The following is a 19,237-nucleotide window of genomic DNA, read 5'->3' as shown; positions in this document are numbered from 1 at the left end:
AGTCTAATAAACAGAGCAATCTCCAAAAGAAAACTGATCATTTTGACCGAGTTAAACGAGCGGAGAAATTTTCTGACAAGTGCTCCATATCTGTTAAAAACTCAGCATATAGAAACAGTTGTTGGCTGAGCTTTTCGAAGCAAGCCACAAGGTGCCCAATGATTTTGGGCCAAGATGGTGTTGATCAGTCCTTCATCAGTTGTGCTGAGACAATTACCTGATCGGTAAATCACCTATGCTGACGGTGGTGCCCTGATCAGTGCTGACGATCTTCAAGGTCAGGTTGTGGTGTTCACAGAGCCGGGCGACCAGTGATAACCCAATCCCGAATCCCGGGCTGGCTTTGCCTTTCATTAATGGCTCAGTCACCCGGTTCTGGATGGCGTCTTCAATGCCGGTACCAGTGTCAGTGACGGTCAGTTCTCTGGCATGAAAGGCAATGCGGACGGTTCCCTGGGTGGTGTATTGAAAGGCATTGCCAATCAGGTTTGATAACAGGATCAAAATTTCAGCTTCCTGCATCAACAATTGCACGCCCTTAGCCACCTCGATCTCCACCTCAACGGTTTTATCCCGCAGCAAATTTGCTTGCTGTAAAACGCTTTTTTCAACCAGTGGCAACAGTTTGGTGCCTGGAGTCTGATGGTGGTTTTTTTCCCTGGCCAGGGACAACAAAGTCACCACGGTTTGTTCCATTTGTACACAGGCAAAGTCAATCTGTTTGAGGGTCTTAAGTTGTTCATTGTCCAGTTGTTCAGTATGTTGTAACAAGACTTCCACGGAACTTTTGATGACCGAAATGGGGGTTCTGAGCTCATGACTGACATCGCGGGTAAAATGTTGTTCCCTGTTGATGAAATGGTTCACCCGACTGATCATTTGATCGATGGCTCCGGCCAGCTCCCTCACTTCGTCTTCCGGTTGATTGGCTGGAAAGTGTGCCGGCAGGCTGTCGGGTTTCAGAGAACTCACAGAATCGGCCAGTTGACTCATCGGCCTGGCCGTTCTGTTGGCCAGCTTGAATGCAAAATAAACAGCCAGTAAAGTCACCAGGGCTGCGATGATCGATAAGACCAATACAATGAACCGGGTGTGTGAACGCACCATCAGCATGTCGCTGACTTCGGAGACCAAAAAAGGCCCCTGGTTGCGGTTAAACCGATGGATGTGGAAGTATTTTTCTCCAGTGCCTGGAAATTCAACCCGATCAGGTTCAGTGGCCAAAACCAGGCTTATTTCAGCAGGTAATTCATCAGCCTTTGGGTAAAACTTCATGTAGGAAAAGCGTGGCTCCGGCCAGCTGCCATGGGTGCTGTGCTGGCTGGCTAAATAATCGGCCTCAGCCTGCAGGTGCAAGTTAAAATATTTATCTTCAATCACATAAGCGATCATAAAGTTTACTGCACTGAACATCACTGCGCTGAACACCGCAAAGCCAATGAAGTTACGGACGATCAGGCCGCGCAGACTGGTTGTGTTGCTTCCTTTGGCCATGGTTTATGGATCTGCCTGCAGCGAAAAGCCCACACCGTGGTGGGTTTTAATCATGGCAAATTCAAAGGGTTTGTCCACCACCGTTCTCAGTTGATAGATGTGGCTGCGAATGGCATCTGATTCCGTGGGTTCATCCCCCCACAGTTTTTGCCTGATTTCTGATCGGGTCACTTCCCGGGGATAAGCTTCAGCCAATAATGCCAGGAGTTTAAAACTCATGGCATGCAGTTCAAGTAAGGTGCCAGCCCGATGGGCTGTTTGCTGTTTCAAATCCACTGACAAATCACCAATGGTGAGCACACTGTTTTTACTGAACCCGTTACGCTTGGCCAGGGCCAGACAACGCATGTGCAGCTCCTTGAGCTCAAATGGTTTGGTCAGGTAATCATCGGCACCGTTTTCAAAGCCTTGAACCTTGTCATCCAGGGTGTCCCTGGCCGTCAGCATGATGATGGGGATGTGGCGTTTGGATTTTTGCCGAATCACAGAACACACCATCAAGCCATCCAGGCCCGGCAACATAACATCCAGAATGATCACATCATAATAATTCTCCAGAGCCAAGTTCAGGCCCTGGGTGCCGGTGTAGGCAAAATCCGTCAGGTAGCCCAGCGGCTCAAAATAGCGGCTGATGTTGTGCGCCAGTTCTCTTTGGTCTTCAATGACCAGTACCGATATGTTGTCTTCAGCTTGCATGGAATTTTATTGATGTTATGCCAGGCTCATTGTGCAGGCGCTAGCGGTTACTCGATTCAATGGTATCAATTATAACCCCTGGTCCGGATAATTCATGGCCAATCAGTCATCAACACTCAGAACGTCAGTTCACCCTCGGTTTCGTGAAATGAATGTGAAATCCAGACAACAGTCATTTCACAAGTGACGGCATAAAGTCATTGTTTTTAACTCAAGGGTACACACATGAAATGCACATTCAGTAAAAACAAAAGCACAACCCTGTGGCTTGCCGCGTTATGGGTGGTGATGTTCAGCCCCGCTGATCAGGCCGAAGCCGGACCGCTCGTGGATCAGACAGATCAACCGCAGAAAATTTTGATGGTGCTCAGTGGTTACGGCGTCAACCAGGGCCAAGACCAACCTGGTTATGAATTTGATGAACTGTCTAAAGCCTATCTGACCTTCCGTGACAACGGCGTGCTGGTGGACATCGCCAGCCCGCAGGGTGGTGCGGTTGAAGCCGACCAGTACGACCCTGACAAGAGTTATAACCAAACCTTCATGGCAGACGGGCAGGCCATGAACAAGCTGGCCGATACCCTGGCCTTGTCCGATGTGGACAGTGAGAAATATGCAGCGGTGTTTGTCGTTGGCGGTAAAGGCGCGATGTTTGATCTGCCGTATGATCAAGCCCTGCAACAGATCATTGCCTCCGTTTATCAGGCAGGCGGAGCTGTGGGGGCGGTGTGTCATGGACCGGCCGCACTGGTGGATGTGAAGCTGAATAACGGCAGTTACCTGGTGACCGGCAAAAAAATCAACGCCTTCACCAACATCGAAGAACAGGTGTTTGGTAAAAAGTGGGTCAAGCATTTTGACTTTTTACTGGAAGATAAATTCAATGAACGACAGGCCCACTTTCAGAGCAGTCCCATGATGCTCAGCCATGTGGCAGTTGATCAGCGCCTGGTGACCGGCCAAAACCCCGCCTCAACGGTCGACACCGCAGAGGCTCTGCTGGTTGCCATGGGTGTTATTCCGAACGGAGACAATCAATACAGCGATGATTTAACCTTGAAACTGGTTGCCCGGATCCTGCAGGGAGATGAGCAGGCCATTGAGGAATTTCAGAACAACAAAAGCAGTTATGAACCGATGTTGATGGGCATGTATGGTTACATGTATTTTGAAGCTGCTGACTCCAGTGAAGCTTACCAACAGGCCCTGACCCTGATGCAATTGACCCAAGGAGATGTGAACCACCCCAAACTGAACCTGCAAATCGCCAAAGCCCATCTGAAACTGGATCAAAACACCCAAGCCAGGGCGCTGCTCACCGAGCTCAGTTCCAGCCACCCTGATTTAAGTGAAGCGAAGGAGTTGTTGGCACAACTGCAATGACTTGGTGCGTTGGCAAAGACCCGATATACTGCCATAGGTTAAAGGTGTGGGTAGATGTGTTCTGCCCATACCTGACTTTGTGCTTTGAGCGTTGACTCTGAAATTATGAAGAAAATGATTAAAAAGCCGGGCTTGCTGTTTTTGGCAATGATCGTGCTCCTCATCGCAGCGGCCTTTTTGCTGTACGAACTGCCATTGAAAGGTCCGGAGGTGCGTCCAGCGAAAGGTGATGTGTTCATCACCAACATCCACGTGGTCGATGTGGTCAATGCGCGCATCAGGGAACAGCAGAACGTGGTCATCACCGATGGGCGGATTGCTGCCATATCACCGACACTCAGGCACGTCGATTTCAGTGACCACCGACTGATCGAAGGCAGTGGTCGTTATCTGATGCCGGGCTTGTGGGACATGCACACCCACAGTTTGAAAATCTCGCCCCACATCCATCACCCCCTGTTCATCCGCTATGGTGTGACCTCCGTGCGAGATATGTCCGGTTGTCTGGAGCAGGACGATCCGTATTGGGCGTGTCCCAAAGACAGACAACAATGGTCAGCGCTGGCCGATGCCGGCGAAGTGGTGTCGCCGATGTACCACCAACAAAGCAGCTACCAAACCAACGGAGGCAATGAAGTGCCAGATGGATTTGCTGACTTTTTTCGAATAAATAGCATAAATAATGCTTCACAAATGATTGATTTTTATATGGAACAGGACATTGACTTCATCAAGACCTACAGCGAACTCAGCACGGAACAATTCAGTTGGCTGGCAGAAAAGGCAGCGGAGCAGGGCATGGCACTGGCTGGCCACAAGCCCCTCAAAATTCCCCTGCGAGAGGCCCTGGAAAGTCAAATGTTGAGCATTGAACATGGCCGGTTGTTTGCTTTCGAGTGTTATGCAGACATTGACGACTTCAGGGCGCTGCCTGACCCCATCGCCGCCTACAACGCAGACAAAATCAGAGCCATCATCAACCAACAGGACAAACAGAAATGTAATCAACTGATGCAGGCCATGGCCAACAGCCACACTGCCTGGGTACCAACCCTGACCACCCTGAAGATGAGTGCGGATGCCAGAAAAGAAGACAAGCCTGATGACAACCACCTGCGGTACATCCCATCGGTGGTACAAAAACTGATCTGGCAACCGGACCGCCAACGAGCCGCCACAGGTGAGGATCATGAGGGGCGCTTCGTGCACCAGGATTATTACCAACTGGTCGAAACCCAAATCCAACAAGCCCATCAGCAGGGAGTGAAGATCCTGGTCGGTACCGACAACATAGACACCCACGTATACAGCGGCCTGAGCGTCCACCACGAACTGCAACACCTGGTCGATGCCGGCATGCCGACATCCGATGCGTTAAAAGCCGCCACCTTGTGGCCCGCCCAAGTCAGCGGCGTCGGTGACTCAACAGGCAGCGTCGATCCTGGCAAACGCGCAGACCTCATCCTCCTCCGCGCCAACCCATTGGATGACATCAAAAACACCCAAACCATCGAGGCCGTTCTGCTCAACGGCCACCTCTATGACCACCAGGCCCTGATGGCCCTGGAACAATACACCATCGACATGGCCAGTTCCATCCACCTCAACACCAAATACCTCATGCACATGATCATGAGCCCATTGATGCGGGTACAGCTGGCGGATTGACCATTACAATAGCAACACTGGCTGAAGCCGGTGCTCCTTTACCTGGGGCGTCGATCTCAATGGACGTATACCCACAGAGTAGAATAACAAACGGCAGCAGCCAAACGGCCAGAAAATCAACGACTCTGACCCCATTGATTCATGACGTTACCTCTTGAATTAAAACCGACTACCAATATTTTCAGCCAAAGCCACCGCCACACCATTAAAGTCCGCAATGTTATCTGTGACGCTCACATTAACCAAACTGTCTGCATACAAGGTTGTGACCACCACATGACCAGGCCTGTTGCCTTTCTTGCGCATTTTATTCAACATGGCACCTTCGCCGATCCCGGGAACGTCCACTCCACCAATCTCACGTAAATAATCCCAGGTGTGGTTCTTGCCGTATGACACATTTACCCTGATTTGTGTTAACTCATCGCCTGATTCTGATGACCATTTGCACTCGAGTTTGCCTGAAGATGCGGAAACGGGTGATCCAATGATGGCCGCGATTTCAGTTTCGCTCCATATTGAACACATATTAAATTCATCCGTACGTTCTGCTTGTGGCTCAAGGGATGCACCAGCTTGCATTTGAGCTGAAACTGTTTCAGCGGCAGTGGTCAAAAGTTCAGCATCGGTGGCCATGCCCGTGACATAAATCATCACCAACTGTTGTCCTTGTTCAAAAGACATGGCATAAGCCCGTTCTTTATCCCAAACCGTGTCATATAGAATCGTGGCGTTGTTGCCTGGGCCAGCCTGAGGCTTCAACACCGGTGGACTGTCCATGTTATAGCTGCGTTGTTGCACTGGTTTAGCTGTGGCCAAGGGTTCCAGGGTTAATTTGACTGAAAACCCAGCATTCATAGACCAATAACATTGTGTATTTGACGTGTTCCTGCGTTTTAACTCACGTTTTGATTTGATGATCGCCATCGCCTGTTCATCAGACAGAAAAGGACAAGGCATTGCTGCTTGAACTTCCGGTACGACTTGCCCTAAAAACATCGGCTGATTAATCGCTGTGGTCGATAAGTCGAGTTGAGCAGCCACAATGGCCGATTCAGCAATGGCCTTGGCTGGAACAGCGGTGGAGGTCTGACTGGACTGATCTGCATCAGAACAGGCCGCCATAAACATGAACCCCCCAATAGCCAATACCCGGACGGGTATGTTAAGTAAATGTCTCATTGTGTCATTCATGTTTACCTCAATTATTGTATGGTAGTTTTAAAATCTTCAAAACCGAACTTGATCCAAGTCAGTCAAAGCAACGATGGCCAGGAGTTATCGCCTGAACTCCGAAATGCCAATACTTATGGTTCGTTAAACCCTCAGAACTTATGACATGGAAAATTGAAATATTTTTATATTCGAGCTCTCATACTCAAACGACCACCCCGACTGAACCAAACAAGCAGAGCAATCTCCCAAAACACCCAGATATTCCGACCGAGTGCAACAAGTAGAGAAATCAACATACAATACGTATCATTCCGACCGAGAATAACGAGTTTAGAAGCCTGCATAAAATACGTGTCATACCGACCGAGTAAAACGAGTGGAGGAATCTCCTAACCAGGCTCCAAATCCATCCAAAATCTCAGCAATAGAACCAACCGTCGGCTGATGTCAATGTCCCGCATGATGCGCCAGACTGGTCAATAAGTACATCCATTCGCTCAGCCCGCCAAAAACCAGGAACAAATAATCAATCAGCACTGACCCATTGATTCACAATTAATTCATTGATTGAAATTGTTGTCACTATAGGAATTTGCCAGGCACCTGCCATCATCCCGGGGCGGCGACTTCAGTCGATGTATACCTGCAAAGTCAAAAAACAAATGACAGTAGTCAAAAGGCCAGAAAATCAACGACTCTGACCCCATTGATTCCTGACACCTTTGATTCAGCAAGGTGACACGACAAGTTGAAAAAAAACATTCATTCGAACTGAGAGAAAGTTTCTTTCGGCATCACTTACTGATTGAACCCAATCAAAAGGAGTCAATTAATGCCTGTCAACGGTGGTGTTTTTATGCAAAACTTTCTTCGCTTGACTTACAAGCCTGGAGTCTATTGTTATATCTTCTTCATGATTGCCATTTCATTTTTAGCAGTCAGTATTAAAATTTATCAGTCATTGGACCTGATGGAACCTGACTGGTTCAGGCACATACCTGCTATGTTATCTCCCCTGGCTGATGTGTTAAAAGCTGCTGAGCTTGCAGAATACAGCTTCATTACTTCTTTTCTGACGGCTTTGGCGGCCATTTACATGGGTTATTTTCTGCGCCAGTGTGGCCGCCAGAAACATCAGTTTGAAATGGTCATCGTGATAATTCTGATGGTTTGTTTGTTGTTGCAGATTCTTGTTTTGATGATGTTTCCCAATCAACCCGAATTAAAGTATGAAATGGTTCTGGTAAATGGTGACACCTTGATACCCACATTGGTTGAAACCCTGAAAAAAACCACCAACACCGCCATTGTCATCCTGGCTGCTGCACTCGGTATTCAGCTCAATTCAAAACAATCAGGAGAACGGGATGAACCTCAATCATAAAGCGATGGCCTTACTGATCATTATGCATCCATGGTCATCTTTTGCAGAGTGTGTAGCCGACATCCACATTGAACAATTGGATCACCATTATAAAAGAGGGCTGATAACTGTTTTAGAGAGGGGGAATCCAAATCCCTTGATCAACAGTGCAGAAGTCCAGGCTAACCAATCGATCACAACAACGATTCCTGATCAGTTGTTAAAAACCATTGATGTGGTGATTCACAACACAGGTTCAGACACAGACAGTGAGCTGACATTCCTCTATGTCTGGCCCTGTGACCAGACCTCCACGGTGCTACATAAACTCAAGAACAGCACGGGCAGCGCCAGTGAGGTCAGAAGTTTGTGGAACAGTGACTCCATGAATAACCCGGAAGACGTGAATGCTGCTGCTTTGTCCTTCGCCAAAGCCCTGAGTTCAGCACTGGAGAGACATCATGTAAGGCCAAACGGCCAACATCAGTACGACCTGATATCCACCTATATGGTCCTCAAATCATTCGAGCAATACGCAGAAATGAGTAAAACCCCACTGGCATTGAGTCAACAATTAAGGATGTTCGCCAATAAACTATTGCGACAGCTTGATAACAGAGCCATCAGCAGACACAACCTCAGTGAAATAGAAGAGCAAGGAAAGCGTTTAGCCAGTCGTGTGCTGTATCAGAAAATCTACTACTTAAAAACCTGGAATCAGATCAGTGCTTTTAATGATCCTTTGAAAAAGCATCAGTTACTGGTACATTTTTATGACTCAATCGACAGCGAGAGTGATTCACCTGAGCTACTCAATCACATTGGACAGACTCTTGAATCCATCATGAATCTAAGGGCAAAGGCTCTCAATGTTTTACAAACAGCACAGGCATCAGCGAATGACATATCAAAGGCTGTTCAGCTTGATTTTGATGACAACCGGGAATTAATTAAAGAAAAAATGATGGAATCCCCAGAACAAGCTGAGCAGGCAAGACAAGAACTGAACACCCTTTATTTAAAGACCTTGAAGCAAATCGATGCCTTGAATGATCCTTTAAAGAAACATCAGTTACTGGCTCATTATTCTGACTCAATCAACAGCGAAAGTGATTCAGCTGAAATATACAATCACATAGCAGAGACCCCAATATCAATTATGAACCAAAGGGCAGACGCTCTCAATGATTTAAATACAGCACAAATCTCGTCAAATGAAATGACCAGAGCTGTCCAGCTGGACTTAGATGACACCCGGAAATTGATAGAAGATATGATGATGGAATACCCACATCAAGGTGAGCGGGTAAAACAAGAATTGAATATCCTTCAATATGAACCAATGATCGACAGAATGCCCGACAGAGCCCAAAGTGACTTGCTGAAAGGTGAATTGGCAACGATCAAAAGTCTTGTGGACAAAAAAAAGCATGATCAGCTTTAAAAAAATAAGTCAGTTCCAGGTTTAATGATTCGTTAGGATTAATCTGAATGTGACTTTGATGTTCATCCATGTACCCATTGAATAAAAGCCGGTGAGCAGGTATCATCAATACACAAACGTGTGTACCAACAAAGGAACAAGGGATTCAATGACCGAAGATCAAAAGAAAAACCTCGAGACGCAGCTTTGGGTTCGTCTTGTCTTTAAGGGAGCTAAAAGTAAAATTATCTCTATTCCCGCACACAACATCCTTTCTCATTAAATATAGAATAGTCCGGGAGCAAGTGTGACTGAAACATTGGAAGACCAACAATTCTTAACTGACTTAGAAAAAAAGCTGTGGAATGCAGCTGATAAATTACGATCCACACTCGATGCGGCGCAATACAAACACACTGTGTTGGGCCTGGTGTTTTTGAAATATGTGTCTGATTCATTCAATATTAGGCATGAAGAATTAAAAAAACAATTTCAGGATCCTGATCATGATTATTACCTTGATCCTGATGATTACGGTGGGGCTGGTTCTGATGAGTACGAAGAAGAGCTCAATGCAGAGCTGGAAGAACGCGATTACTACACCGAAGCCAATGTCTTCTGGGTCCCACAACAAGCCCGTTGGAAGTTTCTTCAAGATAACAACAAAACGGTTATTGGCGGTGCTGAATTAACCCTAGAAGATGGTACAAAGAAGAAATTCAGTTCAATCGGTCATTTAATCGACAATGCCTTGGATGCCATCGAAGTGGTCAACCCAAAACTGAAAGGGGTTCTCAACAAACTTTATACACGCTTACAAATCGATCAAACCAAGCTGGGTGAATTGATCGACTTGATCGCGACCATTCCTTTTGAACATAAGTCTTTGGATTCCAAAGACATTCTCGGTCATGTGTATGAATACTTTTTGGGCCAGTTTGCTCTGGCAGAAGGTAAAAAAGGCGGACAGTACTACACGCCTAAATCAATAGTTAGTTTAATCGTCCAAATGCTGGAGCCTTTCAAAGGCCGTGTCTATGACCCAGCCATGGGTTCGGGTGGTTTTTTTGTGCAAACTGACAGTTTCATCGAAGCGCACAAAGGACGCATTGGTGAAGTCTCCATTTATGGCCAGGAATACAACCACACCACCTGGCAGTTGGCCGCCATGAACATGGTGATTCGGGGTATTGACTTTAATTTTGGGAAAGAGCCTGCCAGTACTTACACCAATGACCAACATCCGGATTTGCGTGCAGATTTTGTCATGGCCAACCCTCCTTTCAACATGAAAGAGTGGGATGCAGGTGTCAAAGATGATGATCCGCGCTGGGTATATGGAAGACCTCCTTCGGGAAATGCCAACTTCGCTTGGTTGCAACACATGCTTTACCACCTGGCACCCAATGGCAGCATGGGTTTATTGCTAGCCAACGGTTCGATGAGCTCCAACACCAAAGGTGAGGGAGACATCAGAAAAGCCCTCATTGAAAACGACTTGGTCGAATGTATGGTCGCCTTACCAGGACAACTGTTCACCAACACCCAAATCCCAGCCTGTATCTGGTTTTTGACCAAAAACAAGGGTGAACGCACCAACGCCGCAGGAAGAAAATTCCGCGATCGCAAAGGTGAAGTGTTATTTATTGATGCCCGTAACCTCGGCTACATGAAAGACCGTGTCTTGCGCGACTTCACTGATGAAGACCTCAACCAAGTCACTGATACCTACCACAACTGGCAAACTAAAGAACCTGTCATCCCGAGCGAAGCCGAGGGATCTCCTGACGAAAACAGATACCAAGACATCCCTGGCTTCTGTAAATCCGTCAAACTCCCTGAAATCCAAAAACACGACCACGTACTCACCCCAGGCCGTTATGTCGGTGCAGCTGCCGAAGAAGAGGACGGCGAACCATTTGCTGAAAAAATGGCGAACCTAACCACACAACTAAAAACACAGTTTAAAGAATCTGACCGATTAGAAGCCGAGATTAAAAAGAACTTGTTGGGGTTAGGTTATGACGTTTAAATTTTTTGAGGAGTTGTTTGAGATTCCTCTGCGTAATGGCTTAACCAAGCCCAAGAGAATTCGTGGTGAAGGGTACAAGATGATAAACATGGGGGAACTGTTTAAATTCCCTCGAATTAAAAATATCCCAATGGACCGTGTACCTCTGAATGCAAAAGAATATGCGAACTCATTGGTCGAACCAGGTGATTTATTATTTGCTAGACAGTCACTTGTTGTTGAAGGTGCTGGTCAATGTTCAATTTTTATCGAAGATAAAGAAAAAGTATGTTTTGAATCTCATCTGATTAGATGTCGATTAAATAAAAAAATAGCTAATCCTCTTTTCTTTTATTATTACTTCTCTAGTCGACACGGTAAGCAGGCTATATCTGCAATTGTAGAGCAGGGGGCGGGAGCAGCAGGAGTTCGTGGCTCAGATTTAGCAAAAGTATTAGTGCCTGATATTGATATCGAAATTCAGAATGAAATTGCAAATGTGTTAGACCAATTTGATAACAAAATCGAAATCAACCGCCAAGCCAACCAAACCCTCGAACACATCGCCCAAGCCATCTTTAAAAGCTGGTTTGTCGATTTCGAACCCACCATGGCCAAAATAGCTGCCCAAAAAGAAGGCCAAGACCCTGAACGTGCAGCCATGGCTGCCATCAGTGGTAAGTCTTTAGACGAACTCGACCAACTCAGCCAAGAGCAACAAGTACAACTCAAAACCACCGCTGCTTTATTTCCTGATGCGTTGGTTGATTCAGAGTTGGGAGAGGTGCCTGAGGGTTGGTCTGAGAAAGCTTTGTACGAAACAGCTGAATTTGTGAATGGATATGCCTTCAAGGCAAAAGACTTCTCAAGTGATAGAAGTGGTTTACCTATCGTTAAAATTGTAGAGCTGAAGAATGGTTTGAGTGAAGGAACAAAATTTACAATTGGAGAATTTCGAGAAAAGTATTCAATTAAAAATGATGATGTATTGTATTCATGGTCAGGCAGCCCTAAAACTTCTTTAGAGGTTTTTAAATGGTTTGGAGGGGATGCGTGGTTGAACCAACACATTTTCAAATTGAACTTTGAATCTGAATATCAGAAATACTTCACCTACTATCTTTTAAGGCATATGAAACCTACACTAATTGCCACAGCAGAGAATAAACAAACAACAGGTTTAGGTCACATTACAGTCGCAGACTTGAAAAGATTATTAGTGACCTACCCAGATGAAAATGTACTCGCAGAATTTAGATATACAGTGGGGCCGATGTATGAAAAATGCTCTTCATTGGATATAGAAACTAGAGTTCTGGCTGAGTTACGTGATGCCTTATTGCCAAATCTTCTAAATGGGGAAATAAAAATTGGAAAAGCCTTATGAGTAAAGAGTGGATTCTAATTAGTGAAAAAGTTATCAGAAGTGTTGAGGAGACTTTACAAAGTGCCTACTTAGAAAATAATGATATTCATAACAATTTAAATGGCGAAGAACCAATAAAAATACCAAGTCTGATTCCAGAAAGAGCTCCATATTCCTATGAACGAAGTGAGGCCTTATTTTGGATAGATAGGGATACCTATTACGAAGAAATGGAGTTTTGTTTGTTAAAGCACCACGAGTCTGCAATTGAATTTATCAAACAAAATGACCTTAAGCCAGTTTTTCTAGATCTTGTAGCATCCATTAAGAGAAAGAGGATTGTTCCTTTCATAGGTGCAGGAATTTCATGTTCGTCAAATTATCCTTTATGGGGTAAGGCTTTACATGAAATATCAGAAAGAATAGATGGATTAGATGTGCTTAAAATTGAAGAACAATTATTAGCATGCGAGTACTTTGAAGTGGCGCAAATACTATGGAACGCTGAAAATGCCCAAGTTAAGAGTTATATAAGAAACAAGTTTTCTGATGGCCAAATGCCAATGGAAGGTCCAGTAGGTGCAGTAAATTTTCTGCCTGAATTGTGTGATGGGTGCATAGTCACTACTAATTTCGATGGAATGATAGAGAAAGTAATTGGAAAAGGTCACATTACTGGATATATGCATGGTCTTCAAGAAGGGAATAAATTTTCTACTAAGCTAGTTCAAGGTGAAAGATGCTTGCTTAAACTTCATGGTGATGCAGAAGATCACGAGACATATGTTTTTACTGCTGAACAATATGATAAAGCATATGGGAACCCATTGGACTTTACAAAGCCTTTATCTAAAGCTTTGAGGCAAATCTATGTGACAAGCTCATTGCTATTTTTGGGTTGTAGCATGAGTCATGATAAGACATTAGAGCTGTTTTCTGAGGTGATTTTAGATTCTGACTTTGATGTTCCTGACCATTTTAGTTTACTTCCTCAGCCTAATGATGGAGAAACCAAAAATCAAAAAGAAGCAAGGCTGAATGAATTGAAAATCAGAACACTGTGGTATCCAGATGATGATCACAGTTATGTAGAAAAATATTTAGCATTGGCTCTAGATATGGCTTCAGAAAGATTGAGAGACTTTTAATGAGTTTAATCAATGAAGATAAATTAGAGCAAATGTGTCTGTCATGGTTTGAAGATATTGGATATGATTACATCAGTGGCATTGACATATCCCCAAACGGCATAGCCACTGAAAGGACTGATTATCGGCAAATTATTTTGAATGATCGGTTGTTTGATCGCTTACAGGCTTTAAACCCTCAGATTCCATTAGCCACTCTGGAACAAGTTGTTCTCCAATTAAGCAAAGCTGAAACTCCCATTTTGATAAAGAACAACAAAGCATTTCACCAGATGTTGTTACATGGGGTGAAAGTTGAGTTCAAGCAAAACGATAAATCCAAAACTAAATATATTCAGCTGGTTGACTTTGAGCATGTCAGTAATAATCAATTTTTGGTGGTCAATCAATTCACCATCACTGGTTCAAAAGGCAACCGTCGTCCTGATGTGATTGTGTTCGTTAATGGCTTGCCATTGGCGGTTTTGGAGTTAAAAAACCCAACCGGAGAGAAAGAAGACATTTGGCAGTCTTTTCAGCAATTACAAACCTATAAAGATGAATTGTCAGATCTGTTCGCATTCAATGAAGCTTTGGTCATCAGCGATGGTTTGAATGCCAGAGTGGGTTCATTGACCGCCAACAAAGAACGTTTTATGCCTTGGCGAACCATCAGTCATGAGGATGACAAACCGCTGTTCAAATACGCATTGGAAACTTTGGTTAAGGGATTTTTTCGTCCGGATCTATTCCTGGATTACATCAAGCATTTTATATTGTTTGAATCCGATGGCGATACCATCATCAAAAAAATAGCAGCCTATCATCAGTTTCATGCAGTCAGAGAGGCTGTTAAAGCCACGGTCATCGCTGCTCAGAAGGAAACAGAAATACAGGAAAAAAGGGCCACATATGGTGATGATGTGGTACCTGGTTCTGGAAAGGCGGGTGTGGTGTGGCACACCCAAGGTTCAGGTAAATCGATTTCAATGGTTTGTTATGCCGGAAAGTTACTGGCTCAACCAGAAATGAACAACCCGACTTTGGTGGTGGTGACCGATCGCAATGATTTGGATGGGCAACTGTTCAATACATTTAAAATGGCGAGGGAAACGCTCAAACAAACACCGATACAAGCAGGTGATCGTGATGATCTTCGAGAAATTTTGTCTTCTAGGCAAGCAGGTGGGATTGTATTTACCACCATTCAAAAGTTTGCACTGTTGAAGGATGAGACATCGCATCCTGTGTTAAGCGAAAGAAACAACATTGTGGTGATCAGTGATGAAGCCCATCGTAGCCAATACGGCGACAAAGCCAGGTTGAATCCTGAAACGGGACAATATACCTATGGCTACTCTAAACATTTACGTGACGCCTTACCTCAAGCCTCATTCATCGGCTTCACTGGCACGCCCATAGATCAAGTAGATAAAGACACCCGTGCGGTGTTTGGTGATTATGTGTCGATTTATGACATTCAGGATGCCGTTGATGATGGATCCACCGTGCCTATATTTTATGAGTCACGATTGGCTAAGCTCGATATCAATGTGGATGACATTGAAGCATTGAATGATGATGTGGAAGAGGTGATTGAGGATGAAGAAGACATTGCACAAAGGGAAAAAACCAAATCCAACTGGTCTGCTTTAGAAAAAATAGTTGGCAGTCAGGCCAGAATTGATCAGGTGGCTAACGATTTAGTCAATCACTTTGAACAACGTCAGGCTTCGATTCAGGGTAAAGGTATGATCGTTTGTATGAGCCGGGAAATTTGTGTCGACTATTATGATGCGATCATTGCCCTTAAGCCTGAGTGGCATGATGAGGATCCCATGAAAGGGGCCATCAAAATTGTCATGACAGGCTCTGCTTCTGACAAGGCCAAAATGCAACCGCACATATACAACAAAGAATCCAAGAAACTGTTTGAGCGGCGATTTAAGGACGTCAATGATCCGCTCCAACTGGTGATTGTTCGCGATATGTGGTTGACAGGTTTCGATGCACCCAACTGTCACACCATGTACATTGACAAGCCCATGAGGGGACATAATCTGATGCAGGCTATCGCTAGGGTAAATCGTGTGTTCAAAGATAAGCCAGGTGGCTTGGTCGTGGATTACATTGGTATCGCCAATGAACTGAAAGAAGCCCTCAAAACCTATACCAACTCAAATGGCAAAGGCAAACCCACCCACAGCACAAGCGAGGCTTATGCCATTCTGCTGGAAAACATGGATAAGTTGCATGGCTTGATGCATGGGTGTGATTACAGAGAGTATGAAACCAAAGCTTTGAAGTTATTGCCTAAAGTTTTGGGTCACATTTTGTCTTCAGTTAATAATGATGGTGAATTAGACGGTAAAAAGCGTTTTCTAGACATCATGGCCAAGATCCGATCAGCCCATACTTTGTGTGGCACGATGGATGAGGTCAAAACTCTGCACAAAGAAATCGCATTTTTTGAAGAGGTTAAAAAATCACTTACTAAATACACCTCAGTTGATAAACGATTGTCTGAGGAAGAAAAAAATTCAGCCCTGAAGCAAATCATTGATAACGCCGTTTATTCAGATGGCGTGGATGATATTTTTAAACTTGTCGGTTTAGATAAGCCCAATATAGGACTGTTGTCGATAGAATTTTTAGAAGATGTAGCCAACATGGAAGAAAAAAACTTGGCTGTGAATCTGTTAGAGAAACTGCTGCGTGATGAAGTCAAACACAAAATGAAGTCAGACGTGGTCTCAGAAAAAAAATACTCAGACCGCATCATGGAAACCTTAAGAAAATATCACAACAGGGCCATTGAAACAGCGCAAGTGATCGAAGAACTCATTCAAATGGCCATGGACATGGTCAAGGATGCTGAGATGGCCAAGAACTCTGGCCTCAATTCAGATGAAATCGCATTTTATCGGGCACTGATACAAAATGAGTCTGCGGTCAGGGAGTTGGGGGATAACAACCTCAGAGAACTGGCTATTTTCATCACCAAAAAACTAAGGAAAAGTACAACCGTAGACTGGCAAGTAAGGGACAGTGTCAGAGCCAGATTAAGAAATCTGGTGAGACGCGCGCTGAGAAAATGGAAGTATCCACCTGATAAAGCAGAGGAAGCGATCGAGTTGTGTTTAAAGCAAGCTGAGGCATTGAGTCAGAGTTGGAGTAGTTAGTAATTAATAGAGGAGAATGTAATGGCTTTTGAAGCATCAAGAAGAGCAGGAAGGTATTGGGATGACGCTATCACGTTGGATCAAATGATCAAAGAATATAATTTTAATACCACTGGCAAGAACGAAAGAGATTTTGAGAATGGATTATCTGCAGTTTTAGATGCCAGAAAGAACAGGTTTAACTGCACAGTGATGTCTCAGATTAACAAGGAAACAAAAGTAAGTAGCGTATATTGTTTTGGCAAGAACCACAGGCCAGATATGACTCTGGATGAAAATGGAATTGCTATCGAATTGAAGTTTACGGATTATTCAGGTCTGAAAGATGCCATTGGTCAAGGGTATATGTATAGACTTCAATACAGATTTGTTTTTTTGATTCTAGTTATCAAAGATACAAAAAAAGAATTTTATTCGGATTTGTGTATAGGAAAAGAACACCCCATGGAAGATATGCTTCAGCATTTAGCTGATCATATGAATATTTTCACTTATATTGTCCCAAGTTTTAAAGTTAAACCAGGTATGAAAAAGTGTCATTCATATTTTTTACCAGCGAGTGATTTAGCAGATTAATTATCAAGCCCAGTTGTAAAATATACTAAATTTCCACAGTTTCTAGGCAGATATGCAAACCAACCCCTACACAATCCGACTTTTCATGCCCACAGGCAGTCCCAGTTCTTTGAAAATCATCGAGAAGATGAATTGGACTGGAGTGGGTGTGGAGTTTGCACGCCGGGATTGGAAACTGCACCGTTCTCGTCCGGAATTTAAGAATGCCGGCGTTTATATCCTGGTGGGTTATGAAGAAGGAGAGGATAAGCCAAAGGTTTATATTGGTCAGTCGGATAATTTCAAAGATCGGTTTGATAAGCATGTGCTTGAGAAAGACTTTTGGGACCGGGCCATTGTGTTTGTTTCCAGTAACAATGAACTGAATCGGGCACACATCACCTGGTTGGAATATAAATTGGTGCAGATTGCCAATGAAGCCCAAAGATCGGTGGTGGAAAACGGTAACAATCCGAAAGAACCCAATTTGTCCGAATTTGAGAAAGCTGATATAAACCAATTTCTGCGGGAAATCTTATCTATCCTGCCATTAATCGAGCTAAAAGTATTTGAAAAGCCTGAAAAAATTGTGCTTGACGAAGCTCAGCCCAAAGGCATCACAGATCCACTCAATACCATAGTGGTCCCAGCTCAGGAAGATGGTTTTAATGAAGTGTTTTTGGGGGAAGATTGTTGGTATGCCATTCGGATTGGTGGCGGAAAGCTGGATAAGATTAAATACATCGCCGCGTATCAAACCTCGCCTATATCAGCTGTGACCCATTATGCTGAAGTGGATTCCATTGAGCCATACGGAGAAGGCGACAAATATAAGCTTAATTTCAAAGGCAAAGCCATCAAAGTAGGTCCCATTCATTATGGCAATGCCAAACAAGGAACTATGCAAAGTCCCAGATACACCAGTTTTAATAAACTCATGCAGGCAAAAGTGGTGGATGATTTGTTTTGATCAGAGAGCTCATTCATTTCATAACACTCAACAGACGATCAAAGAACAGATTGTTGAGCTGTCTTGAATCCCTGCATTCTTTGAATGAAATTGATCAGGAGTCATACCAACTGATCCATGATCAAATTGCCAACAAAAAAGTTTCTCAAGCAATCAAGAGTTTGATGAAATATGCTGAAGACTTCAATCAAAGTGCCAATAGTCTTGAATTCTTTTGGAATACGATACACCAAGTGACTGTTGGTCATAAGATGGTGCAATTGCAGATGGAAATTCGGTCGGCAATGAAATCGCACAGTGTTGAACCAAAAAGATAAGATATGAATGGAATGAACATACGGTTGATTAGTTTGGTTGTTGTTTTGATTTTCAGCTTTCTTCCGCAAGTTGCATATGCCTCAGATTTTTCCGGACTGTTTTTCTTTGCTTATCTGGCTATTTTGGTTCCACCTTTGATCATCGCTACATTTATTTATGCGTATCATAAAAAGAATGAAATATCGCTCAAAGTAAAGTTCTTAATGGCCTTACCATTTGTGTTGGTGATGGCTCCGGTACCCAATGATTCCGTTCAGGTTTATTGGCCATTTGTTTTTGAGCTATTTCCAATGGACTTATCTCGGTTGGGTAAGTCTACATTCATTTTATTGATCTATTTGGTAATCACGTATGGGCTGTATTTATTGATGAAGAGGTCTAATGATTCGATTGAACAGCATAGGATCAAACAACAAGAGGAAGTGAGACACGGACAAGAGCATGCCATGCATCAAAAGATCAGAGAAAAAACCAGGGATTTGTGATGGTGATTTTATTCCAGGAA

At 44.1% G+C, this 19,237-nt stretch carries 14 protein-coding genes; 11 read left to right on the top strand and 3 right to left on the bottom strand.

Features of this window, described 5'->3' with window-relative positions:
- Nucleotides 1-213 precede the first annotated feature (213 nt).
- Both B0475_RS03565 and B0475_RS03560 read right to left on the bottom strand, forming a co-directional pair.
- Entirely contained in the window at nucleotides 214-1,494 is a 1,281-nt protein-coding gene (locus B0475_RS03565) for a sensor histidine kinase (protein ID WP_077410075.1), read from the bottom strand.
- Between the two features lie 3 nt (nucleotides 1,495-1,497).
- Nucleotides 1,498-2,190, bottom strand: a complete 693-nt coding sequence (locus B0475_RS03560; protein WP_077410073.1) for a response regulator transcription factor — start codon at nucleotides 2,188-2,190, stop codon at nucleotides 1,498-1,500.
- A gap of 225 nt (nucleotides 2,191-2,415) precedes the next feature.
- Between B0475_RS03560 and B0475_RS03555 the strand changes: the two genes are divergently transcribed.
- Nucleotides 2,416-3,573, top strand: a complete 1,158-nt coding sequence (locus B0475_RS03555; protein ID WP_077410071.1) for a DJ-1/PfpI family protein — start codon at nucleotides 2,416-2,418, stop codon at nucleotides 3,571-3,573.
- A gap of 105 nt (nucleotides 3,574-3,678) precedes the next feature.
- On the top strand, nucleotides 3,679-5,241 hold the full coding sequence (locus B0475_RS03550; RefSeq protein ID WP_077410069.1) for an amidohydrolase family protein: 1,563 nt from the start codon (nucleotides 3,679-3,681) through the stop codon (nucleotides 5,239-5,241).
- A gap of 159 nt (nucleotides 5,242-5,400) precedes the next feature.
- Here the strand turns inward: B0475_RS03550 and B0475_RS03545 are convergent, their stop codons facing one another.
- Nucleotides 5,401-6,435 (bottom strand): hypothetical protein, encoded by a 1,035-nt coding sequence (locus tag B0475_RS03545; protein ID WP_198538101.1) that lies wholly within the window; start codon nucleotides 6,433-6,435, stop codon nucleotides 5,401-5,403.
- 814 nt (nucleotides 6,436-7,249) lie between these two features.
- Here B0475_RS03545 and B0475_RS03540 point away from each other — a divergent pair.
- The 9 genes from B0475_RS03540 to B0475_RS03495 all read left to right on the top strand — a co-directional run bounded on the left by B0475_RS03540 (nucleotide 7,250) and on the right by B0475_RS03495 (nucleotide 19,217).
- The gene (locus tag B0475_RS03540) at nucleotides 7,250-7,801 is read left to right on the top strand and encodes a hypothetical protein (RefSeq protein ID WP_077410066.1); all 552 of its coding nucleotides are present in this window, start codon (nucleotides 7,250-7,252) and stop codon (nucleotides 7,799-7,801) included.
- Nucleotides 7,785-9,224 (top strand): hypothetical protein, encoded by a 1,440-nt coding sequence (locus B0475_RS03535; RefSeq protein WP_077410064.1) that lies wholly within the window; start codon nucleotides 7,785-7,787, stop codon nucleotides 9,222-9,224. The genes B0475_RS03540 and B0475_RS03535 overlap by 17 nt, the downstream gene beginning before the upstream one ends.
- A 286-nt stretch (nucleotides 9,225-9,510) precedes the next feature.
- A complete protein-coding gene (locus tag B0475_RS03530; protein ID WP_077410062.1) occupies nucleotides 9,511-11,235 on the top strand; it encodes a class I SAM-dependent DNA methyltransferase in 1,725 nt (574 codons plus the stop codon).
- Nucleotides 11,225-12,601, top strand: coding sequence for a restriction endonuclease subunit S (locus B0475_RS03525; RefSeq protein ID WP_077410060.1), 1,377 nt, complete (start codon nucleotides 11,225-11,227; stop codon nucleotides 12,599-12,601). Before B0475_RS03530 ends, B0475_RS03525 begins: the two co-directional genes overlap by 11 nt.
- A complete protein-coding gene (locus B0475_RS03520; protein ID WP_077410058.1) occupies nucleotides 12,598-13,728 on the top strand; it encodes an SIR2 family protein in 1,131 nt (376 codons plus the stop codon). Before B0475_RS03525 ends, B0475_RS03520 begins: the two co-directional genes overlap by 4 nt.
- Nucleotides 13,728-16,889 carry a type I restriction endonuclease subunit R gene (locus B0475_RS03515; RefSeq protein ID WP_077410056.1) on the top strand — a complete coding sequence of 1,054 codons (3,162 nt, stop codon included), beginning with the start codon at nucleotides 13,728-13,730 and terminating at the stop codon, nucleotides 16,887-16,889. Before B0475_RS03520 ends, B0475_RS03515 begins: the two co-directional genes overlap by 1 nt.
- A 21-nt stretch (nucleotides 16,890-16,910) precedes the next feature.
- Entirely contained in the window at nucleotides 16,911-17,465 is a 555-nt protein-coding gene (locus B0475_RS03510; RefSeq protein WP_077410054.1) for a hypothetical protein, read from the top strand.
- Between the two features lie 127 nt (nucleotides 17,466-17,592).
- Complete coding sequence (locus B0475_RS03505; protein ID WP_198538100.1) at nucleotides 17,593-18,414, top strand: GIY-YIG nuclease family protein; 822 nt, start codon at nucleotides 17,593-17,595, stop codon at nucleotides 18,412-18,414.
- A gap of 320 nt (nucleotides 18,415-18,734) precedes the next feature.
- Complete coding sequence (locus B0475_RS03495) at nucleotides 18,735-19,217, top strand: hypothetical protein (protein WP_157892678.1); 483 nt, start codon at nucleotides 18,735-18,737, stop codon at nucleotides 19,215-19,217.
- The last annotated feature ends 20 nt before the right edge of the window (nucleotides 19,218-19,237 follow it).

The organism is Marinicella sediminis, from assembly GCF_002000055.1.
Taxonomy (GTDB): Bacteria; Pseudomonadota; Gammaproteobacteria; order Xanthomonadales; family Marinicellaceae; genus Marinicella; species Marinicella sediminis.
Note: the sequence above shows the minus strand (reverse complement) of the source record. Positions and strands in the feature narration are given on the sequence as shown.